Genomic DNA, 19,072 nt, shown 5'->3' with positions numbered 1-19,072 from the left:
CGCAGGCCGGCCCCTTCGCCATGCCCACCCATCGAACGAACCGGACCGGATCCGCCGCCAGCCGATCACGCGGTCAATCCGCAGCTCCGTGAATCACCAGGGCTAGGACATGGGGCAGGGCCCCGGTAGAGCAGTTGGTCGACCAAGATCAACGAACTCTCCGAGGCCCCGCATGTCCGATCCTGTCACCTACACCGCTGTCCTCCCGATCGGGGAGCACACCGTGGCCTACCTGGCTCGGCTTCTGGCCGCTCAACGCTGTCGCCGCGGTACCCGCCCCCGGCGGCGGGCGTTGACCCCGTTCGCCCAGGCAGTGCTGGTGATCCGCTGGTTCTGCGACGCCACCCGGGTCCGGCACCTGGCCCGCGACAACGCGATCAGTACCGCGACCACCTATCGCTACCTGCACGAAGGCATCGACGTCCTCGCCAGCGCCGCACCCGGGCTGCACGGTGCCCTGCTCGCCGCCCGCCTCGCCGGACACACCCACGTTCACCTGGACGGCACCCTGATCGCCACCGACCGCTGCCGCGCGCTCGGCCCCACCGCGGGGGTCGACCTGTGGTGGTCGGGTAAACACCACCGCCACGGCGGGAACGTCCAGGTCGTGTCCGCCCCGGATGGATGGCCGCTATGGACATCCCCGGGAAGACCCGGGCGCGAACACGACGTGACCTGTGCCCGAGCCCACCCCGGTCTGCTCGAAGACCTCGATCACTGGATCGATGATGACCACGCCGCGCTGGGCGATCTCGGCTACGAAGGTGAGGCCCACCGACTCACCGTGCCGATCAAACCCATCCCCGCCGGCGGCCGAACAGTCGATCAGCGCACCGTCAACAGCCTGCACTCAGCCACCCGAGCACTCGCCGAACGAGCAAACGCCCTGCTCAAGACCACCTTCGCAACGCTACAGCGAGTCACCCTCTGTCCCTGGCGCACCGGCGCGATCACCGCCGCCGCGCTCGTGTTACTCCACACCGAATACGACCGCACAACATGATCACCACGCTACTGAGAACACCTCAGTGATCATCTGGCCGATGGTTCTGTGTCAGCGTAGTGGGCTGCCTCGAACTCGGTGGGGCTGATCATGCCCAGACTTGAGTGCAGTCGGCGGTTGTTGTACCACTCGACCCAGCTGGCGGTGGCGTACTCGACGTCGGCGATCGTGCGGTAGGGGCCGTCGTGGAAGACTCGGGTGCGGATGCATTCGGCCTTGTAGAGGCCGTTGATGGTCTCCATCAGGGCGTTGTCGTAGGCGTCGCCGACGCTGCCGACCGAGGGCCGTATGCCCTCGAGGTGCAGGTGCTCGGTGAACCGCAGACTCGTATATTGCGACCCGGCATCGGAATGGCAGATCAGCTGGTCCCGGGCCACGGCTTTGCCCTCGTGGGCACGTCGCCACAGCGCCATCCGTAACGGCACGTCCACCAGCTCGACGTCACGAGTGAGCGCGGCGTGCCAGCCCACGATCTTCTGCGAGAAGCAGTCCACGATGAACGCCACGTAGGTGAACGACTGATACGTGCGCACGTAGGTGAAGTCGGTGACCCACTTGCTGTCGGGTGCTGAGGCGGTGAAGTTGCGGTCGAGCAGATCAGCGGCCCGCTGGGCGGTCGAGTCCGGGATGGTCGTGCGCGGCCGTTTCCCGCGGACCACTCCGGCCAGCCCCACCGAGCGCATCGCCCGGTCGACCGCTCCGAACCCAGCCTCGGGCAGCACCGTTCGACGGATCAGGGCCAGCATCTTGCGACGCCCATAAAGTCCCTCTGGGGCCAGCACCGGTTCGCCGGCGCGGTTGGTGGTGAACGCCGCCGCACGGACGGCGTCTTCGACCAGGGCGTCGGTGACGGTCCGGGCCGCGACCCGGCCGGCGGCGCCGTTCCTGGTGCCGGTCCGAGCGCACCAGGCCCGCAAGGTTCGTGCCGCGATCGTGAGCCCCAGGGTGTTGAGGGCAGCAAGGATCGACTCGACGGCATGACCAGCAGCCCGCATCTGATCGACGAACGCGACGATCAGCGGTTTCGGGGGTCGAGCTCCCCCACGAAGAAAATCGTCGCCGACTTGAGGACCTCGTTGACCTCGCGCAGGCGCTTGTTCTCCGCCCGCAACCGCCGCAGCTCCTCGCGGTCATCGCTGGTCACGCCCGCTACGACGCCGGTGTCGACGTCGTGCTGGGACACCCAGCGACGCACGGACTCACGCGACACCCCGAGTGACTCAGCGACCTGGACATGCACGGCACGCTCGGTCGAGTACGCCGAACGATGCTCGGTCACCAGACGCACAGCCTGGCTCCGAACCGCTGGGTCGATCTTCTTGGGCACGACACCCATCCTCTCAGAGAGTGTTTGAGAAGATCATGTTGAGGGTGTGACTACGTACTTCTGCTGGCGTCGGGCGGGTTCGCCACGGGCGATGCGGCGGGTGATGGTGTTGATCGCCGCCCAGCGGATCATGGCCTCGGACACTGCGGGGTGGCGTTCGTAGTCGCGGGCCAGGCGGCGGTGTGCGGTGACCCAGGCCAGGGTCCGCTCGACCACCCACCGCCGCGGGAGGACGGCGAATCCGCGCTGCTCAGGCGGTTTGCGCACGATCTCGACGCTGGTGTGCAGGATCGTGGTCGCCCAGTCCAGCAGGCGCCCGGCGAACCCGGCGTCGGCGTAGACGAACCGCACCCTCGTGCGCAGGTAGAGGTCGAGCAGGATCGACTTGGCGCCATCGCGGTCCTGCACCGACGCCGAGCACACCATCGTGGTCAGCAGCAGGCCGAGGGTGTCGGTCACGATGAACCGCTTCCGACCGTTGATCTTCTTCCCGGCGTCATAGCCGCGGGTGTCCCGCCCGACCGTGTCAGCGCCCCTCACCGACTGCGAGTCGATGATCCCCGCGCTGGGTTCGGGGTCGCGGCCCTCATCAGCGCGTAGCTGACGGCGCACGATCGGGAGGATCTGCTCGGTGACCCTCTGCTGCTCCCACCGGTTGAAGTACCAGTACACCGTCTGCCACGGCGGGAAATCCACTGGTAGAGCCCGCCACGCGCACCCGGCGCGCACGACGTAGAGGATCGCATCCACCACATCACGGCGCGCGTGCTTCTCCGGCCGGCCTCCCGCCCCCGCCGCTGGCAGCAGCGGCTCGATCAACGCCCACTGCTCATCGCTGGTGTCCGAGGGGTACCGCCGCCTACGCCGAGCCACTCCTCCACGATGGACCACACCCGGACGCATCCAGCGCAGACACGCCGACCCTTCTCAAACACGCTCTCAGCCTGCTCACAACGGAGCGGCAGAGAAGCCGGGACGGTTCAAGAAGGAGCGTTGACAGAGCGAGGTGGACGCCGTGCCCGAAGCCGGACTCGAACCGGCAGCCGGACCCAGACCGCGCGCGACGCGATGGAGTTGTCGGTGTCAGCTTAGTGGCAGGGGCTCAGTAGCCACAGCCGGTACAGATCGGGTACAAACCTCGGCCGATCGAGTCCGTAACCCGCCGACACTCGATGGCATGAAACGACAGGTAGGGGCAAGACAGTTCGCGTTTGCCCTGGCCGGACGCAGTTCACCAACTACCGCTGAGCGGTTCCGGGGGCCGGGCCCGGCCCCCGGACCACCGGCTCAGATCCCGGACGCCAGGACGAGGATCACCGTCGCGTGCGTCACGGTCGCGGCGAGCACGCCGTGCCGCAGCCGCACCCAGGCACACAGCAGCCCCTCCGCGAGGGTGAACGCCAGCACCGGCCGGCCCAGGCCGGTCACGGTCGTCGCCAGGAACACGTGCCCCGCCGCGAAGAACAGGCCGGAGCCGAGCACCGTCCGCACCGGGCCGAGCCCGGCCGTCCGTTCCAGGTGCCCCTGCACCAGCCCGCGGAACAGCACCTCCTCCAGCAGGTTCCCGCCGAACGCGACGACCACCAGTGCCGGGAGCAGCGCCGTGGCCACGGCCCCGCCACGCTCGTCGAGCGGGACGCCGCGGAGCAGCCCGAGCATCGGGACCAGCAGGGCCGCGGCCGCCCCGAGTGCGGTCAACAGCGCCCGTGGCCCGAGCCGCCCCACACGACGAGACCCCGCAGGTCCCGCGGGCCGGACGCGACGGCGAGCGCCCCGGCCGCCCCCGCGAGCCCCAGCCCCACGAGCACGACCGGGTCCGGCGCGAAGCGCAGCCAGGGCACCCCGACCGGCGCCACGCCCATCGTCCACAGCCCGAGCGGGGTCATGGCGTCGCGCACCAGGACGAACCCCAGCACCAGGACGGCGATGCGCAGCGGCGTCGCCGCCCGGCCGAGCACCACGAACAACGCGCCCAGCACGAGCGTCCCGGGCAGCAGGCGCAGCGGGTAGTCGACGAGGAAGACGCTGGTCACCGGCTCAGCGTCGTGGTCGGATGGGGCCGTCGACAACTCGCGTACGGCGGCCTGGCAAGGAGCGGGACGGATGCGCAGAACGCCACGTCAGGCCCGGTCCCGGGAGACCGTGGAGATCATCCTGACGGCGGCTGCTCAGATCTTCCGGCGCGAGGGCATGTCGGCGACGACGAACCGGATCGCGGAGCGCGCCGGGGTGTCGGTCGGCTCGGTGTACCAGTACTTCCCGGACAAGCGGGCGCTGCTCGACGCGCTCGTCGCCCGGCACGTGGCCCACACCGCGACGGTGCTCCGGGAGACGTTCGCCGAGCTGCGGGCGACGCCACCCGACCCGGTGGCGGCCGTACTGCGGATCGCGGACATCGTCGTCACACTGCACGCCGACCACCCGCACCTGCACGCACTGTTCGCCCGGTTCGCCACCCGCACGGCCGACGGCACGGCGACCGTCGACGCGCTGCGCGAGTCGTGCGTGCGGGAGGTCGCCTTCCACCTCGGGCGCCGTCCCGGGGCGGCCGATCCGGAGGACCTGGCGCGGACCGTCGTGCACGCCGTCGACGGGCTGCTGCACCACGCACCGGCCCCGGCCGACCGGCAGCGGCAGCGGGTGCGCGAGATCGCCCGCCTGCTCGACGGGTGATCCGGCCGGGTCAGGGGGTGGCTGCGGGCGCGGGCGGGGCCGGTGCGGGAGCGGGCGCCCCGTTCACCCCGGCGACCACCCCGAGCGCCAGGACCAGGGCGGTCGCCGCGCCGAGCACGGCGGGCAGCACCGGCCGGACCGACTGCGGGAGTTCCGGGAGGCGCAGCCCGCCCGGTGGCCGGGTGACCGGTGCGGGCGCGGGACGCAGCGGCTCCGGACGCCGGGCCACCGGCGGCGGACCGGACCGGCCGGTCCGCTGACGCGGGATCATCGGCAGCACCTGGGTCGGCGCGTCCTCGAAGGACGCGACCGGGGCCGGACGGTGCGGGTCCGGGGCGGACTGCTGCTCGGGCACGCTCGGCCACGCCACGGCCGACGGCCCGGTGTCCGACAACGCGTGCCGGCGCTTCTGGGGCGGGGTCTCGCTCATCGGGCTCTCTTCTCGGATCGCGTGCGCAGGGGGAGCTCTGCTGCCCCCGGTCCATCGCCCGGCGCGCCCTGATCGTTACGAATTCGCGACCTGAGCGACGCCGGTCAGCGGGCCATCGCCTGCAGGCGGGCGATCCGGTCCTCGATCGGCGGGTGCGTGGTGAACCACCGCGCCATCCGCTCACCGGGCCGGAACGGGTTGGCGATCATCAGGTGCGACTGCGCGGTCAGCCGCGGGTCCGGCGGCAGCGGCGCGGCCGCGGTGCCGAACTTCAGCTTGTGCAGCGCCGACGCCAGCGCCAGCGGGTCCCCGGTCAGCTCGGCCCCGGACGCGTCGGCCTGGTACTCCCGCGACCGGCTCACCGCCATCTGCACGACGCCGGCCGCGACCGGCCCGAGCACCGCCACCAGGATGATCGCGATCGGGTTCGGCCGGTCCTCGTCGCCGCCGCCGAACAGCGAGCTGAACATGGCCATGTTGGCGATGAACGAGACGGCGGACGCCATCGCCCCGGCGACCGAGGAGATGAGGATGTCCCGGTTGTAGACGTGGCTGAGCTCGTGCCCGAGCACGGCGCGCAGCTCGCGCTCGTCGAGCAGCTGCATGAGACCGGTCGTGACGCAGACCGCGGCGTTGCGCGGGTTCCGGCCGGTCGCGAACGCGTTCGGCGCGTCGGTCGGGCTGATGTACAGCGCCGGCATCGGCTGCCGGGCCCGCTGGCTCAGCTCGCGGACCGTGCGGAACAGCTGCGGGTACTCCGCCTCGGTGACCGGCTGGGCGTGCATCGAGCGCAGCGCCAGCTTCGCCGAGTTGAAGTAGGCCCAGCCGTTCATGCCGAGCGCGACGACCACCGCGAGCACCAGCCCGGTGCGGCTGCCGATCATCCCGCCGATGGCGATGATCAGGGCGCTCATGGCGCCGAGCAGCACGGCCGTCTTCAGACCGTTCATGTGACTGTGCACCCACCCTCACCCTCCGTGCGATCTCCGTGGGCCCACCGGTTGAACGGACGAACCGGGCGCAGCGTTCCACGGTGTGATCCAGCCGCGTCCCGGCAGCGTGACCCGGCCCCGCCCGGCGTGGATGATCGGGGCATGGCCGACATCGAGGTCCGGACCGACATCAACGACGGCGTCGCGGTGCTGACCGTGTCGAACCCGGCCCGTCGCAACGCACTCAACCTGGAGCTCTCCGCGAAGCTCGTCGACGCGGTGCAGGCCGCGAACGCCGACGGGGACGTGGGCGCCATCGTCCTCACCGGGGAACCGCCGGCGTTCTGCGCCGGTGGGGACCTCGCCGAGCTGCAGGAGGCCGACCCGGACACGCTGCGCCGGGTGTACTCCGGCTTCCTCGCCGTCGCCTCGTCACCGCTGCCGACCCTGGCCGCGGTCAACGGGGCCGCCGTCGGTGCCGGGATCAACCTCGCGCTCGCCTGCGACGTCCGTCTCGCCGGCCCGTCGGCACGGTTCGACGTGCGCTTCATGCAGCTCGGGCTGCACCCCGGCGGGGGTTTCACCTGGATGGCGCACCGCGCGCTCGGCGCCCAGGGTGCCGCGGCGATGACGCTGTTCGGTGACGTCCTCGACGCCCGGGAGGCCGAACGGGTCGGGCTCGCCTGGCGGGCCTACGACAGCGACGAGGCGCTGCGGGCCGGTGCCCAGGAGCTCGCCGCCCGGGCCGCCGCCGCGCCGCGCGATCTCGTCACCACGACGAAGGAGACGATGCGGATCACCGCGCGGCTGCACGCGCACGCCGACGCCACCGACGTCGAGGTCCGCGCACAGGCCGAGAGCGTGCACTCCGCGGCGTTCACGGAGCGTGTCGCCGCCCTGCGGCAGCGGATCAGCTCGACGTGAGCATCGCCACTGCTCACACCGGCCGGATCGGGCCTGTGATGTCCGACCGGGCCGGGAGACACCCTTGCGAACAGACGGTTAACCTCGATGCAGCACCGCACGTTCGACGGAACCGGGGGCCGATCTGCCCATGACCACCAGCGACACCTCTGTCGGGGCCCAGAGCCCCGACGACGCACAGGTCGTCCAGCGCGACCGGGTGGTGATCCGCTTCGCGGGTGACTCCGGTGACGGTATGCAGCTCACCGGCGACCGGTTCACCTCGGAGACCGCGAACTTCGGCAACGACCTGTCGACGCTGCCCAACTTCCCGGCCGAGATCCGGGCGCCCGCCGGGACCCTGCCGGGGGTCTCGTCGTTCCAGCTGCACTTCGCGAACTACGACATCCTCACTCCGGGTGACCGCCCGGACGTCCTGGTGGCGATGAACCCGGCGGCGCTCAAGGCCAACATCGGCGACCTGCCGCACGGCGGGGTGCTGATCGTCAACACCGACGAGTTCACCAAGCGGAACCTGACCAAGGTCGGGTACGAGGCGAACCCGCTGGAGGACGACTCGCTCGACGCGTACGCCGTGCACGGGGTCGCGATGGCGACCCTGACCCGGGGCGCGCTCGAGGAGACCGGGCTGTCCAAGAAGGACGCCGAGCGGGCGAAGAACATGTTCGCGCTCGGGCTGCTGTCCTGGATGTACCACCGCCCGTCGGAGTCGACCGAGCGGTTCCTGCGCGAGAAGTTCGCGAAGAAGCCGGACATCGCCGAGGCGAACATCCTGGCCTTCCGCGCCGGGCACGCCTACGGCGAGACGACCGAGGCGTTCGCGGTGACCTACGAGGTCGCCCCGGCCCGGCTGGACCCGGGCACCTACCGGCAGATCACCGGCAACGTCGCGCTGGCCTACGGGATCATCGCCGCCGGGCGCACCACGAGCCTGCCGGTGTTCCTGGGGACCTACCCGATCACCCCGGCGTCGGACATCCTGCACGAGCTGTCCAAGCACAAGTCCTTCGGCGTGACCACCTTCCAGGCCGAGGACGAGATCTCCGGCGTCGGCGCCGCGCTGGGGGCCAGCTTCGGCGGGGCCCTCGGCGTCACGACGACGTCCGGGCCCGGTGTCGCGCTCAAGGCCGAGACCGTCGGCCTCGCGGTGGCGCTGGAGCTGCCGCTGCTGGTGATCGACGTGCAGCGCGGCGGGCCGTCGACCGGGCTGCCGACCAAGACCGAGCAGGCCGACCTGCTACAGGCCCTGCACGGCCGCAACGGCGAGGCCCCGCTCCCGGTGATCGCGCCGTGCACCCCGGGTGACTGCTTCGGCGCCGCCGTCGAGGCCGCGGCGATCGCCGTGCGCTACCGGACGCCGGTGATGCTGCTGTCCGACGGGGCGCTGGCCAACGGGTCCGAGCCGTGGAAGGTCCCGGACGTCGCGTCGCTGCCGACCGTGGACCCCGGGTTCGCGACCGAGCCGAACGCGCCGGACGGCTCCGGCGAGTTCTGGCCCTACCTGCGGGACCCGGAGACGCTGGCCCGGCCGTGGGCCATCCCGGGCACCGCCGGGCTGGAGCACCGGGTCGGCGGCCTGGAGAAGGCCGACGGCCGGGGCTCGATCTCCTACGACCCGGACAACCACGACCGGATGGTGCGGCTGCGCCAGGCCAAGATCGACGGCATCGAGGTGCCGGACGTCGCGGTCGACGACCCCGACGGCGACGCCGGCGTGCTCGTCGTCGGCTGGGGCTCGACCTACGGCCCGATCAACGCCGCGGCCCGCCGGGTGCGCAAGCTCGGCCACTCGATCGCGACCGTGCACCTGCGCAACCTCAACCCGATGCCGGCCAACCTCGGCGAGGTGTTGGCCGGGTACGACACGGTGCTGTGCCCGGAGATGAACCTGGGGCAGCTGGCGATGCTGCTGCGGGCCGAGCACCTGGTCGACGTCAAGAGCCACACCAAGGTCGCCGGACTGCCGTTCGGCGCCGAGGAGCTGCAGGACGTGTTCCTGGACTACCTCACCGGTTCGCACCCCGAATCCGCCACCGCCGCGACCACTGGAGCGCAGGCATGACCGCCACCGATCTCGGCCTGCCGTCGATCGGCGGGCTGGACGGCGTCCCCACCACCGACGCCAAGCAGACCGCGAAGGACTACACCTCCGACCAGGAGGTGCGCTGGTGCCCCGGCTGCGGCGACTACGCCGTGCTCGCCGCGGTCCGCCAGTTCCTGCCGACGCTGGGGATCCGGCGGGAGAACACCGTCTTCGTCTCCGGCATCGGCTGCAGCTCGCGGTTCCCGTACTACCTCAACACCTACGGGATGCACTCGATCCACGGCCGCGCGCCGACGATCGCGACCGGCCTGGCCACCAGCCGTCCGGACCTGTCGGTGTGGGTCGTCACCGGGGACGGTGACGCGCTGTCCATCGGCGGCAACCACCTGATCCACGCGCTGCGCCGGAACGTGAACATCAAGATCCTGCTGTTCAACAACCGGATCTACGGTCTCACCAAGGGGCAGTACTCCCCGACGAGCGAGGTCGGCAAGGTCACCAAGTCGACGCCGATGGGGTCGCTGGACCACCCGTTCAACCCGATCTCGCTGGCGCTGGGCGCCGAGGCGTCGTTCGTCGGGCGGGCGCTGGACTCCGACCGCAACAGCCTCAAGGCGGTGCTGCAGGCCGCGGCCGAGCACCGCGGCTCCGCGCTGGTCGAGATCTTCCAGGACTGCCCGATCTTCAACGACGGCAGCTTCGACGTCCTGCGCAAGGGCGAGAGCGAGAACCGGCTGGTCCCGATCACCCACGGCGAGCCGATCCGGTTCGGGACCGACGGCTCGCAGGCCGTGGTCCGGAACGGGTTCGGCCTGAAGGTGGTCGAGGCGGCCTCGGTCGACGAGTCCGAGATCGTCGTGCACGACGCGACGGACCACGAGCTGGCGTTCGCGCTGTCCCGGCTCTCCGACCAGGACCTGACCCACACGGTCACCGGGGTGTTCCGCGACGTCGACCGCACCACCTACGACGACGCGGCCCGCGCCCAGGTGCAGGCCGCCAAGGACGCCGACCCGGCCGCGAACCTGCAGGCCCTGCTCAACGGCCGGGACACCTGGACGATCCTGTAGGTCCACGCACGCACCACGACGACGGCTCCGGTACCGCTGGGTACCGGAGCCGTCGTCGTCGTGGGGGGTCAGCGCGCCCCGGGGTGCTCGTTCCAGGCGATGAACCCCGCGGCCCGCGCCTCCCGCGCACCGGAGAAGTACAGGTCGGCCCGCGTCCGCACGTAGTACGGCGAGTCCGGCGTGTGGAACCGGCGGGAGCCGGTGTGCACCTTGACCCGGAACGACTCCGGCGGGTCCGCGCCGTCCTCCGGGGCGAGCATCGACCCGAGGTACGGGCCGGGGCGGGCGCCCGCGGGCAACGGGTCCGACGTCGCCGTCGGCCCGATCAGCTGCGAGTCCAGCGCCGAGAGCGCGGACCCGCCGCTGGCCGGCGCCCGCGGTGCCGGCCGGGACGGGATCGGCAACGGCTCGGGTGGCTCGGGCGGGCCGGTCTGCTCGGGCAGCGTCAGCTCGGGCAGCGGTGCGGGCTCGGCGTCGTCGGGCAGCGCGTGACGTCCCGCCGGACCGGGCCGCTCGTCCTCGCCGTTCTGCTGCTCCGGGATCGCCGGGACGGGCGCGTCCGCGACCGGCTCCGCCGGGGCGGGACCGGCCGGTCGCGGTTCTGCGGCGCTCCCCGGACCCGGGTCGTCGGGATCGGCGGACCCGGGCTCCCCGGCGCCGGGGACCGCTGCAGGGGCCCCCTCGACGACGCCGGTGGCACCGGTCCCCGGGCCGTCCGGGTCTCCGGCGACCGGCTCGATGTCCCCGGCCGGGACCACACCCGGGGTGCCCGGAGGTTCTCCGGCAGCCACCCCCGGCCCGGTCGACGCACCCGCGGCACGCTCACCGGCCTCCGTGGTGGCCGCGTCGTCCGCACCGGCCCCCGCGGTCGCCACGCCGGGCACACCGGCCCCCGAGCTGGCCGCGTCGTACGCTCCCGCATCCGGGGTGGCCGCCCCGTGCACTCCGGTCCCACCGGTGTCCGCGTCGTACACGCTGGTCCGCAGGGTGGCCGCATCGTCCGCGCCGGTCCCCGGTGCGACCGCGGCGGCGTCGGTCCCGTCGCGTCGGGCGGCCGCCGTGGTGGCCCCGGTGCGCTCATCGGTCCCCGCGGGGTCGTCCTCGTGCGCGCCGGTCCCCGTGGCGGAGCCGTCGTCCGCACCGGGGGCGTGCTCGTCGCGCGGACCGTCGTACCCCGCGTCCGGCGACGGCGTGTGCGCCCCGGCGGCCGCGGCCGCCGGATCGACCGCGCCCGCGGTGTCGAGCCGGTCCGGGGCCGGCGCACCGGCCCGCCGGGTCCGGCCGCGCGTCCTGGCCACCGCGAGCCCGGCCACCACGAGGACGACGACGACCCCGAGCAGTACCCACATCCAGCTCATCACCGGACCTCCGTCCGTCCGGGACCTCCCCGGCGCCGCAGTGCTTGGTCAGTGCTTGGTATCACGGATCGTGCACGGTGGCCGCGCCCTGGCGACGCGGTACCCCCGTACCGGATCATCGTGCACGTGACGGGCCACGGAGCGGTAACGCGATGAGCGGGCCTTCGCCCGAACGAGCCACCCCCGGCCGGAGCGAGTTCGACCCGAAGGGCCTGGCCTGCGGGGTCGTCGCCTACGTGGTGTGGGGGCTGTTCCCGGCGTTCTGGCCGCTGCTGGACCCGGCGGCGCCGATCGAGGTGCTGGCCCACCGCATCGTCTGGACGGCCGTGCTCATGTCGGTGATCCTCACCGTGCTGCGGGGCTGGGGCCACCTGCGCCGTCTGGACCTGCGCGGATGGTGCGCGACCGCCGCGGCGGCGGTGTTCATCGCCGTCAACTGGGGCATGTTCATCTGGGGTGTGTCGGCCGGGCGGGTCGTCGAGGCCGCGCTGGGCTACTACATGACGCCGCTGGTGGGGGTGCTGCTCGGCGTCGTCGTCCTGCGGGAGCGGTTGCGACCGGCACAGTGGGCCGCGCTCGGGCTCGCCGCCGTCGCCGTCGGGGTGATCGCGGTCGGCAACGGCACCGTGCCGTGGCTGTCGATGGTGCTCGCCGCGTCGTTCGGGGTCTACGGCCTGTTGAAGGCCACCGTGACGCTCCCCGCGGCGACCAGCCTCACCGCCGAGGGACTGGTCCTGCTCCTGCCGGCGGCGGGCTACCTGGTGCTGCTGGAGTCGACGGGCGCCGGCACGTTCGCCTCGTTCGGCCCGTGGCACCTGCTGCTGATGCTGTCGGCGGGCCCGGTGACGGCGCTGCCGCTGTTCCTCTACGGCGCGGCGGCCCGGCGGCTGCCGCTGTCCACCCTCGGCGTCCTGCTCTACCTCAACCCGACGCTGCAGTTCCTGTGGGGCGTTCTCGTGGTCGGCGAGGCCATGCCCCCGGCCAGGTGGGCCGGGTTCGCCCTGGTCTGGCTGGCCCTCGTGGTGTTCACCGCCGACCTCGTGCACCGGGCCCGCCGGGCCCGGCCGCCCGCTCAGCCGGTCCGCTCCACGGTGTAGTCGATCAGGGTGCTCAGCGCGTCGACCGCCGGGCACGGCGGGAGCACCGCCAGCTCGGCGCGGGCCCGGTCGGCGTAGCCCACGACCGTCTCCCGGGCCCGGAGGAGCGCGTCCCCGCTGCGGAGCAGGTCCAGCGCCTCGGACACCTCGGCGTCGTCGGTGATCGGGGCGGACAGCAGCGCGCGCAGCCGCCGTGACGACGCCGAGTCGTCACCGTCGCGCAGCGCGTACAGCATCGGCAGGGTGTGCACGCCCTCCCGCAGGTCGGTCCCCGGGGTCTTCCCCGAGTCGTCCGACGGCGACGCGATGTCGATGATGTCGTCGGAGATCTGGAACGCGGTGCCGATGACGTCACCGAACCGGCGCAACGCCTCGACGTGCTCGACCGGGGCCCCGGAGAACATCCCGCCGTAGCGGGCGGCGGTCGAGATCAGCGATCCGGTCTTCTCCGCCACCACCCGCAGGTAGTGCTCCACCGGGTCCTCGCCGGCCTTCGGGCCGCGGGTCTCCCGCATCTGGCCGGTCACCAGCTGCGCGAACGTCTCGGCGATGATCCGGACCGCCTCCGGGCCGAGGTCGGCGACCAGCCGCGAGGCGTGGGCGAACAGGAAGTCGCCGGTGAGGATGGCGATCGAGTTGTCCCAGCGCGAGTTCGCCGACTCGGCGCCGCGGCGCATCGCGGCCTCGTCCATGACGTCGTCGTGGTACAGCGTCGCGAGGTGGATCAGCTCCACCACCGCCGCCGCGGTGACCACGTCGTCGCGCTCGGGGTGCGGGCCGACCTGCGCCGCGAGCAGGGTGAAGAGCGGCCGGTAGCGCTTGCCGCCCGCCTGGATCAGGTGCAGCGAGGTCTCGGTGACGAACTCGTAGTCACTGTGCACCTCACGGTGCACCAGGTCCTCGACCCGCTTCAGCCCGTCGGCGGTCGCCTCGGCCAGAGCGGGGTCGGCCATCCGGACCCCGGCCACACTCTGTGTCTCCACCCCCACATCCTACGAACGTCAGCCGGCGAATGCGCCGCTGGCGGCCCATTCGAGGACGAGTGTGGGCAGAATCCCCAGAACCAGCGTCGCCAGCACCCCCAGCGTGATCGCCACGGTGGTGAACGCGCCCGGCACCACGACCGTCGGCCCGCCCTCGGCCGGCTCGTGGAAGTACATGAGCACGACCACCCGCAGGTAGAAGAACGCGGCCACGGCCGACGCCACCAGCGCGATCACGACCAGCGGGACCATGCCGTCCGCCGAGGCGGCCGAGAACACCGCGAACTTCGCGGTGAACCCGCTGGTCAGCGGGATGCCGGCGAGGGCGAGGAGCAGGAACGTCATGACCCCGGCGACCAGCGGGGACCGCTTCGCGAGCCCGGCCCACTGCTCCATCCGGCTCGCCTCGCCGTCGGCGTCGCGGACCAGGGACACCACGCCGAAGATCGCGACCGTGGTGAAGCCGTAGGCCAGCAGGTAGAAGCTCAGCCCGGAGCTGCCCTCCGGGGTCAGCGCCATCGCGCCCAGCAGGATGAACCCGGCGTGCGCGATCGAGGAGTACGCGATCATCCGCTTGATGTCGGTCTGGGTCAGGCCGAGCACCGCACCGACGACCATCGACACGATGGCGACCGCCCAGAGCACCCCCCGCCACTCCCAGACGGTGCTACCGAACCCGACGTAGAGCACCCGTGCGATCGCACCGAACGCGGCGACCTTGGTGCAGGCGGCCATGAACGCGGTGACCGGGGTGGGCGCACCCTGGTAGACGTCCGGCGTCCAGGTGTGGAACGGCGCCACCGAGCCCTTGAACAGCAGGCCGACCAGCAGCAGGGCCAGACCGGCGAACAGCAGCGTGTCCGAGGCCAGCGTGCCCGCGGTGGCCGCCGAGATGTCGGCCAGGCGCACCGAACCGGCGTAGCCGTAGAGCAGCGCGATGCCGTAGAGGAAGAACGCCGACCCGAAGGCACCCAGCAGGAAGTACTTGACCGCCGCCTCCTGGGACAGCAGCCGACGGCGCCGCGCCAGCCCGCACATCAGGTACAGCGGCAGCGAGAGCACCTCGAGCGCGATGAACATCGTCAGCAGGTCGTTCGACGCGACGAACGCCATCATCCCGCCGAGCGCGAACAGCACGAACGGGAACGGCTCGGTCTGCATCGTCGGTTCCTGGTCCGGCGTGCCGTAGGACCGGTCGACGTGCTCGACGTCGGAGCCTCCGGGGCCGCTGCCCCCACCGGCGCGGGCCGCGGCCCGCTCGGCCGCCGAGGCGAGGAACACCCCGCCCGGCTCCACCGACCGGTCCGCGAGCAGCAGCAGGCTCGGGATCGCCAGGACGATCAGCGTGCCCCAGAGGAACAGTGCCGGGCCGTCCACCGACAGCGCGGAGCCGAAGGTGAGCACCGGCGCGGGTGCGGTCAGCGCGTACCCGGCCAGCGCGACCAGCGCGGCGAGGAGGGTCAGCCCGGTGCAGACCACCTGGGCGGGCCAGCGCTGGTGCCGCGGGAGGAACGCCTCCAGAAGCACCGACGCGCAGGCCCCGAGGAACACGATCCACAGCGGCGCGGACGCCGCCCAGTCGATCGGGGGCATCTCGATCTGCGTGACCTGGGCCGGGACGGCCGTCGGGAACGGGGCGGTCATCGGACGATCCCTCCAGCGGGCACCGGGTCGGCCATGCCGACCTCCTGCATGGTCGCCGTCACCGACGGGTTGATCAGGTCGAGCACCGGCGCCGGGTAGAAGCCCAGCACGACGATCGCGACGATCAGCGGCGCGAGCACGCCGATCTCCCGGCCGGTCAGGTCGGGGAAGCCGCTGCCCTTGCGCTCGGCGGCCACCGCCGGGTCGATCATCGATCCGGGGCCGCCGGCGCCGCCGCGCTCCAGCGCGGCGATCACCGCGTCACCGCGGACCGGGCCCTGCATGGTGCGCTGGTAGAACCAGAGCACGTAGAGCGCGGCGAAGATGATCCCGACCGTCGCGATGATCGTGAACACCGGCCGGGTCGGGAACGACCCGAGCAGCACCAGGAACTCCGAGACGAACGAGTTCGTGCCCGGCAGCGCCAGCGAGCTCATCCCGGCCAGCAGCAGGCAGCCCGCCAGCACCGGGGCCAGCTTGGCGACGCCGCCGTAGTCGGCGATCCGCCGCGAGCCGCCCCGGCTGATCAGCACGCCGACCATCACGAACAGCATGCCGGTCGAGAGGCCGTGGTTGACCATGTAGAGCGTCGCACCGGCGAACGCCTGCGAGGAGAACGCGAACACGCCCAGCGCGATGAAGCCGAAGTGCGCGACCGAGGTGTAGGCGACGAACCGGCCCATGTCGGTCTGGCCGACGGCGAGGATCGCGGCGTACACGATCCCGGCCACGGCGAGCACCAGCACCAGCGGCGCCAGGACCACGCTGGCCTGCGGGAACAGCGGGAGCAGGTAGCGCAGGAAGCCGTAGGTACCGACCTTGTCGAGCACCCCGACCAGCAGCACGGCGCCGACGATCGGGGCCTCGGCGCCGGCGTCGGGCAGCCAGGTGTGGAACGGCACCAGCGGCGCCTTGATCGCGAACGCGACGAAGAAGCCGAGGAACAGCCAGATCTGGGTCGACGTCGGCGTGCCGGTGGCGATCGACTGCAGCTCGGCCCAGGTGAACGTGCCCCGGCCCAGCTGCTCGGCGCTGGTCACGTACAGGCCGATCAGCGACGCCAGCATGATCAGGCCGCCGAGCAGCGAGTACAGGAAGAACTTCACCGCCGCGTACTGCCGGCGCGGGCCGCCGAAGCGCCCGATGAGGAAGTACATCGGGACCAGCATGGCCTCGAAGAACACGTAGAACAGGAAGACGTCGGTGGCGGCGAAGACGCCGACCAGGGTCGCCTCGGTCGCCAGCAGCAGCGCGAAGTAGCCGGCGGCCGAGCGCCCCTCGGGCAGCTTCTCCGCCCAGGCGAACAGCATCAGGCCGGGGACCAGGAACGCGGTCAGCCCGATCATCGCCAGTGCGATGCCGTCGACGCCGAACGCCAGGTGCGTGCCGAACGCCGGGATCCACGGGATCGAGAACTCCAACTGGAACCGGGTCCCGGCCGCCGCGGCCGGGATGGAGTACGCCACCCAGGCCACGACGACGAGCACGAACTCCAGCAACGCCGTCGCCATCGCGACGGCCTTGGCCGCACCGACGTTGCGCCGCAGCGGGTACATCACCAGCGCACCCAGCACCGGGACCAGCAGCAGCACGATCAGCAGCGGGTTTCCGCCGCTGCCGGGAACGATCGGGTCGATCATGCGAACCTCACCGCCAGCATCGCCGCGACGATGAGGACCCCGCCGCCGAGCATCGAGAGTGCGTAGGACCGGACGAACCCGGTCTGCAGCCGGCGCAGCCGGCCGGAGCCACCGCCGAACGCGGCGGCCGTGCCGTTGACCAGGCCGTCGATCCCGCGGTCGTCGACGTACATGAGGAACCTGGTGAGCCGCAGCCCCGGGCGCTCCAGGAACCGCTCGTTGAAGGCGTTCGCCCCCAGGTCCGCGCGGGCGGCCCGGACCACCGGCGACACCCGCTGCGGGCGCTCGACCGGGACCCGGCTGCGGCCCACGAACAGGTACGCCAGCAGCACGCCGAGCAGCGAGACCCCGACGACCAGCCACGGGATCACCGCGTGCGGCAGGACGCCGCCCTCGGCCTCGACCCGCTCGCCGACCGAGGGGGCCAGCCAGCCCGGCAGCATCCCGTAGAGGATCCAGCCGGCGAACACCGAGCCGAACGCCAGCACGACCATCGGCACGGTCATCGTCGCCGGGGACTCGTGCGGGTGGTACTCGCGGCCGTCGGTGGAGGGGACCTGTCGCCACCGCTCTTCACCGAAGAAGGTCATCAGCATCAGCCGGGTCATGTAGAAGCCGGTGAGCCCGGCCGCCAGCGTCGCGAGCCCGCCGAACAGCCAGCCCTGCCAGCCCTCCTGCGCGAACGCGGCCTCGATGATCGCGTCCTTGGAGAAGTAGCCGGACAGGAACGGGAAGCCGATCAGCGCGAGGTAGCCGAGACCGAAGGTCACGAAGGTGACCGGCATCTTCTTCCACAGGCCGCCGAAGCGGCGCATGTCGACGTCGTCGTTCATGGCGTGCATGACCGAGCCGGCGCCGAGGAAGAGCCCCGCCTTGAAGAAGCCGTGCGTGAGCAGGTGCAGGATGCCCAGCGCGTAGCCGGCCGGGCCGAGCCCGACGGCCAGGATCATGTACCCGATCTGGCTGACCGTGGAGTACGCGAGGACCTTCTTGATGTCGTCGTAGGCGCAGCCGATGATCGCGCCGATCATCAGCGTGACCACGCCGATCAGCGAGACGACCAGCCGGCCGGTCTCGGACAGGTCGTAGATCGGGGACGAGCGGGCGATCAGGTAGACGCCCGCGGTCACCATCGTCGCCGCGTGGATCAGCGCCGAGACCGGGGTCGGGCCCTCCATCGCGTCCGGGAGCCAGGACTGGAGCGGGAACTGGCCGGACTTGCCGCAGGCGCCGAGCAGGAGCAGCAGCGTGATCGCCGGTACCGTTCCGCCGGGCACCTCGCCGATCCGGGCGAAGACCTCGGTGTACTGCAGGGTCCCGAGCTCCAGCCAGAGCAGGAAGATCGCGATGGCCAGGCCGACGTCGCCGACCCGGTTCATGATGAACGCCTTCTTCGCCGCCGTCGCCGCGGACGGCCGGTCCTGGAAGAACCCGATCAGCAGGTAGGACGCCAGGCCGACGCCCTCCCAGCCCAGGTAGAGCATCACGAAGTTGTTGCCGAGGACCAGCACCAGCATCGCCGCGACGAACAGGTTCAGCTGCGCGAAGAAGCGCCGCCGGTTCGGGTCGTGGCTCATGTAGCCCACCGAGTACAGGTGGATGAGCGTGCCGACACCGGTGATCAGCAGCACGAACGTCAGCGACAGCGGGTCGAGCCGGATGCCGAAGTCGACGCTCAGCGCCCCGGACGACATCCAGGACCACAGCGACTGCTCACGCAGCCGGTCGTCGGCGGCGAGCCCGAGTGTCTCGACGAAGATCGAGACACCGACCGCGAACGACGCCAGCACGGTGGCGACACCGAGCCAGTGCCCCCAGCCGTCGGCCCGCCGTCCGGCGAGGAACAGGACCAGTGCACCGGCCGCGGGGAGCGCGATCAGCAACCAGGCCAGCGATGCGGCGCCGGTCGCCTGCGGGGCGGCCTGTGCGAGAAGGACGGTCACCAGC

At 71.9% G+C, this 19,072-nt stretch carries 17 protein-coding genes; 6 read left to right on the top strand and 11 right to left on the bottom strand.

Going from position 1 to position 19,072, the window contains the following annotated elements; all coding sequences use genetic code 11:
* The first annotated feature begins 172 nt into the window (after nt 1-172).
* Entirely contained in the window at nt 173-1,003 is an 831-nt protein-coding gene (locus tag AFB00_RS14690) for an HARBI1 family protein (protein WP_068796054.1), read from the top strand.
* Between the two features lie 29 nt (nt 1,004-1,032).
* Here the strand turns inward: AFB00_RS14690 and AFB00_RS14685 are convergent.
* The 4 genes from AFB00_RS14685 to AFB00_RS34030 form a co-directional block, all read right to left on the bottom strand.
* Nucleotides 1,033-2,330, bottom strand: a protein-coding gene (locus tag AFB00_RS14685; RefSeq protein WP_145981349.1) for an IS3 family transposase whose coding sequence is annotated in 2 segments (ribosomal slippage) — nt 1,033-2,057 and nt 2,057-2,330 — 1,299 coding nt in all. Because the reading frame shifts where the segments join, the coding sequence is not laid out codon by codon here.
* Nucleotides 2,331-2,363: 33 nt separating this feature from the next.
* Nucleotides 2,364-3,233: an IS5 family transposase gene (locus AFB00_RS14675; RefSeq protein WP_068796711.1), complete on the bottom strand. Its 870-nt coding sequence runs from the start codon at nt 3,231-3,233 to the stop codon at nt 2,364-2,366.
* 384 nt (nt 3,234-3,617) lie between these two features.
* Nucleotides 3,618-4,028, bottom strand: coding sequence for a CPBP family intramembrane glutamic endopeptidase (locus AFB00_RS34035; protein ID WP_197519858.1), 411 nt, complete (start codon nt 4,026-4,028; stop codon nt 3,618-3,620).
* Nucleotides 4,025-4,363 carry a hypothetical protein gene (locus AFB00_RS34030; RefSeq protein WP_197519857.1) on the bottom strand — a complete coding sequence of 113 codons (339 nt, stop codon included), beginning with the start codon at nt 4,361-4,363 and terminating at the stop codon, nt 4,025-4,027. The genes AFB00_RS34035 and AFB00_RS34030 overlap by 4 nt, the downstream gene beginning before the upstream one ends.
* A gap of 70 nt (nt 4,364-4,433) precedes the next feature.
* Between AFB00_RS34030 and AFB00_RS34025 the strand changes: the two genes are divergently transcribed.
* On the top strand, nt 4,434-5,003 hold the full coding sequence (locus AFB00_RS34025; RefSeq protein ID WP_083275530.1) for a TetR/AcrR family transcriptional regulator: 570 nt from the start codon (nt 4,434-4,436) through the stop codon (nt 5,001-5,003).
* Nucleotides 5,004-5,013: 10 nt separating this feature from the next.
* Here AFB00_RS34025 and AFB00_RS14660 read toward each other — a convergent pair whose 3' ends face one another.
* Nucleotides 5,014-5,433: a hypothetical protein gene (locus AFB00_RS14660; RefSeq protein ID WP_068797706.1), complete on the bottom strand. Its 420-nt coding sequence runs from the start codon at nt 5,431-5,433 to the stop codon at nt 5,014-5,016.
* 104 nt (nt 5,434-5,537) lie between these two features.
* A complete protein-coding gene (gene htpX / locus AFB00_RS14655) occupies nt 5,538-6,395 on the bottom strand; it encodes a zinc metalloprotease HtpX (RefSeq protein WP_068797705.1) in 858 nt (285 codons plus the stop codon).
* 132 nt (nt 6,396-6,527) lie between these two features.
* Here htpX and AFB00_RS14650 point away from each other — a divergent pair, with 132 nt between their 5' ends.
* From AFB00_RS14650 to AFB00_RS14640, 3 genes are all read left to right on the top strand, one after another.
* Entirely contained in the window at nt 6,528-7,289 is a 762-nt protein-coding gene (locus AFB00_RS14650) for an enoyl-CoA hydratase (RefSeq protein WP_068797704.1), read from the top strand.
* A gap of 130 nt (nt 7,290-7,419) precedes the next feature.
* Nucleotides 7,420-9,351, top strand: a complete 1,932-nt coding sequence (locus AFB00_RS14645; RefSeq protein ID WP_068797703.1) for a 2-oxoacid:acceptor oxidoreductase subunit alpha — start codon at nt 7,420-7,422, stop codon at nt 9,349-9,351.
* Nucleotides 9,348-10,403: a 2-oxoacid:ferredoxin oxidoreductase subunit beta gene (locus AFB00_RS14640; protein ID WP_068797702.1), complete on the top strand. Its 1,056-nt coding sequence runs from the start codon at nt 9,348-9,350 to the stop codon at nt 10,401-10,403. Before AFB00_RS14645 ends, AFB00_RS14640 begins: the two co-directional genes overlap by 4 nt.
* A gap of 68 nt (nt 10,404-10,471) precedes the next feature.
* Here AFB00_RS14640 and AFB00_RS14635 read toward each other — a convergent pair whose 3' ends face one another.
* Entirely contained in the window at nt 10,472-11,761 is a 1,290-nt protein-coding gene (locus tag AFB00_RS14635; protein WP_068797701.1) for a sunset domain-containing protein, read from the bottom strand.
* A 152-nt stretch (nt 11,762-11,913) separates the two neighbouring features.
* Between AFB00_RS14635 and rarD the strand changes: the two genes are divergently transcribed.
* Nucleotides 11,914-12,858 (top strand): EamA family transporter RarD, encoded by a 945-nt coding sequence (gene rarD, locus AFB00_RS14630; RefSeq protein WP_068797700.1) that lies wholly within the window; start codon nt 11,914-11,916, stop codon nt 12,856-12,858.
* Here the strand turns inward: rarD and AFB00_RS14625 are convergent.
* From AFB00_RS14625 to nuoL, 4 genes are read right to left on the bottom strand one after another with little or no spacing between them, the layout of a single operon-like run.
* Nucleotides 12,834-13,811, bottom strand: a complete 978-nt coding sequence (locus tag AFB00_RS14625) for a polyprenyl synthetase family protein (RefSeq protein WP_068800319.1) — start codon at nt 13,809-13,811, stop codon at nt 12,834-12,836. The genes rarD and AFB00_RS14625 overlap by 25 nt on opposite strands.
* A gap of 48 nt (nt 13,812-13,859) precedes the next feature.
* Nucleotides 13,860-15,485: an NADH-quinone oxidoreductase subunit NuoN gene (gene nuoN, locus AFB00_RS14620; RefSeq protein WP_068797699.1), complete on the bottom strand. Its 1,626-nt coding sequence runs from the start codon at nt 15,483-15,485 to the stop codon at nt 13,860-13,862.
* A complete protein-coding gene (locus AFB00_RS14615) occupies nt 15,482-17,125 on the bottom strand; it encodes an NADH-quinone oxidoreductase subunit M (protein WP_068797698.1) in 1,644 nt (547 codons plus the stop codon). Before AFB00_RS14615 ends, nuoN begins: the two co-directional genes overlap by 4 nt.
* A complete protein-coding gene (gene nuoL / locus AFB00_RS14610; protein WP_068797697.1) occupies nt 17,122-19,068 on the bottom strand; it encodes an NADH-quinone oxidoreductase subunit L in 1,947 nt (648 codons plus the stop codon). The genes AFB00_RS14615 and nuoL overlap by 4 nt, the downstream gene beginning before the upstream one ends.
* Between the last annotated feature and the right edge of the window lie 4 nt (nt 19,069-19,072).

This window comes from Pseudonocardia sp. HH130630-07 (assembly GCF_001698125.1).
Classification (GTDB): domain Bacteria; phylum Actinomycetota; class Actinomycetes; order Mycobacteriales; family Pseudonocardiaceae; genus Pseudonocardia.
The sequence above is the reverse complement of the archived record's forward strand: the minus strand, read 5'-3'. Positions and strand labels throughout refer to the sequence as shown.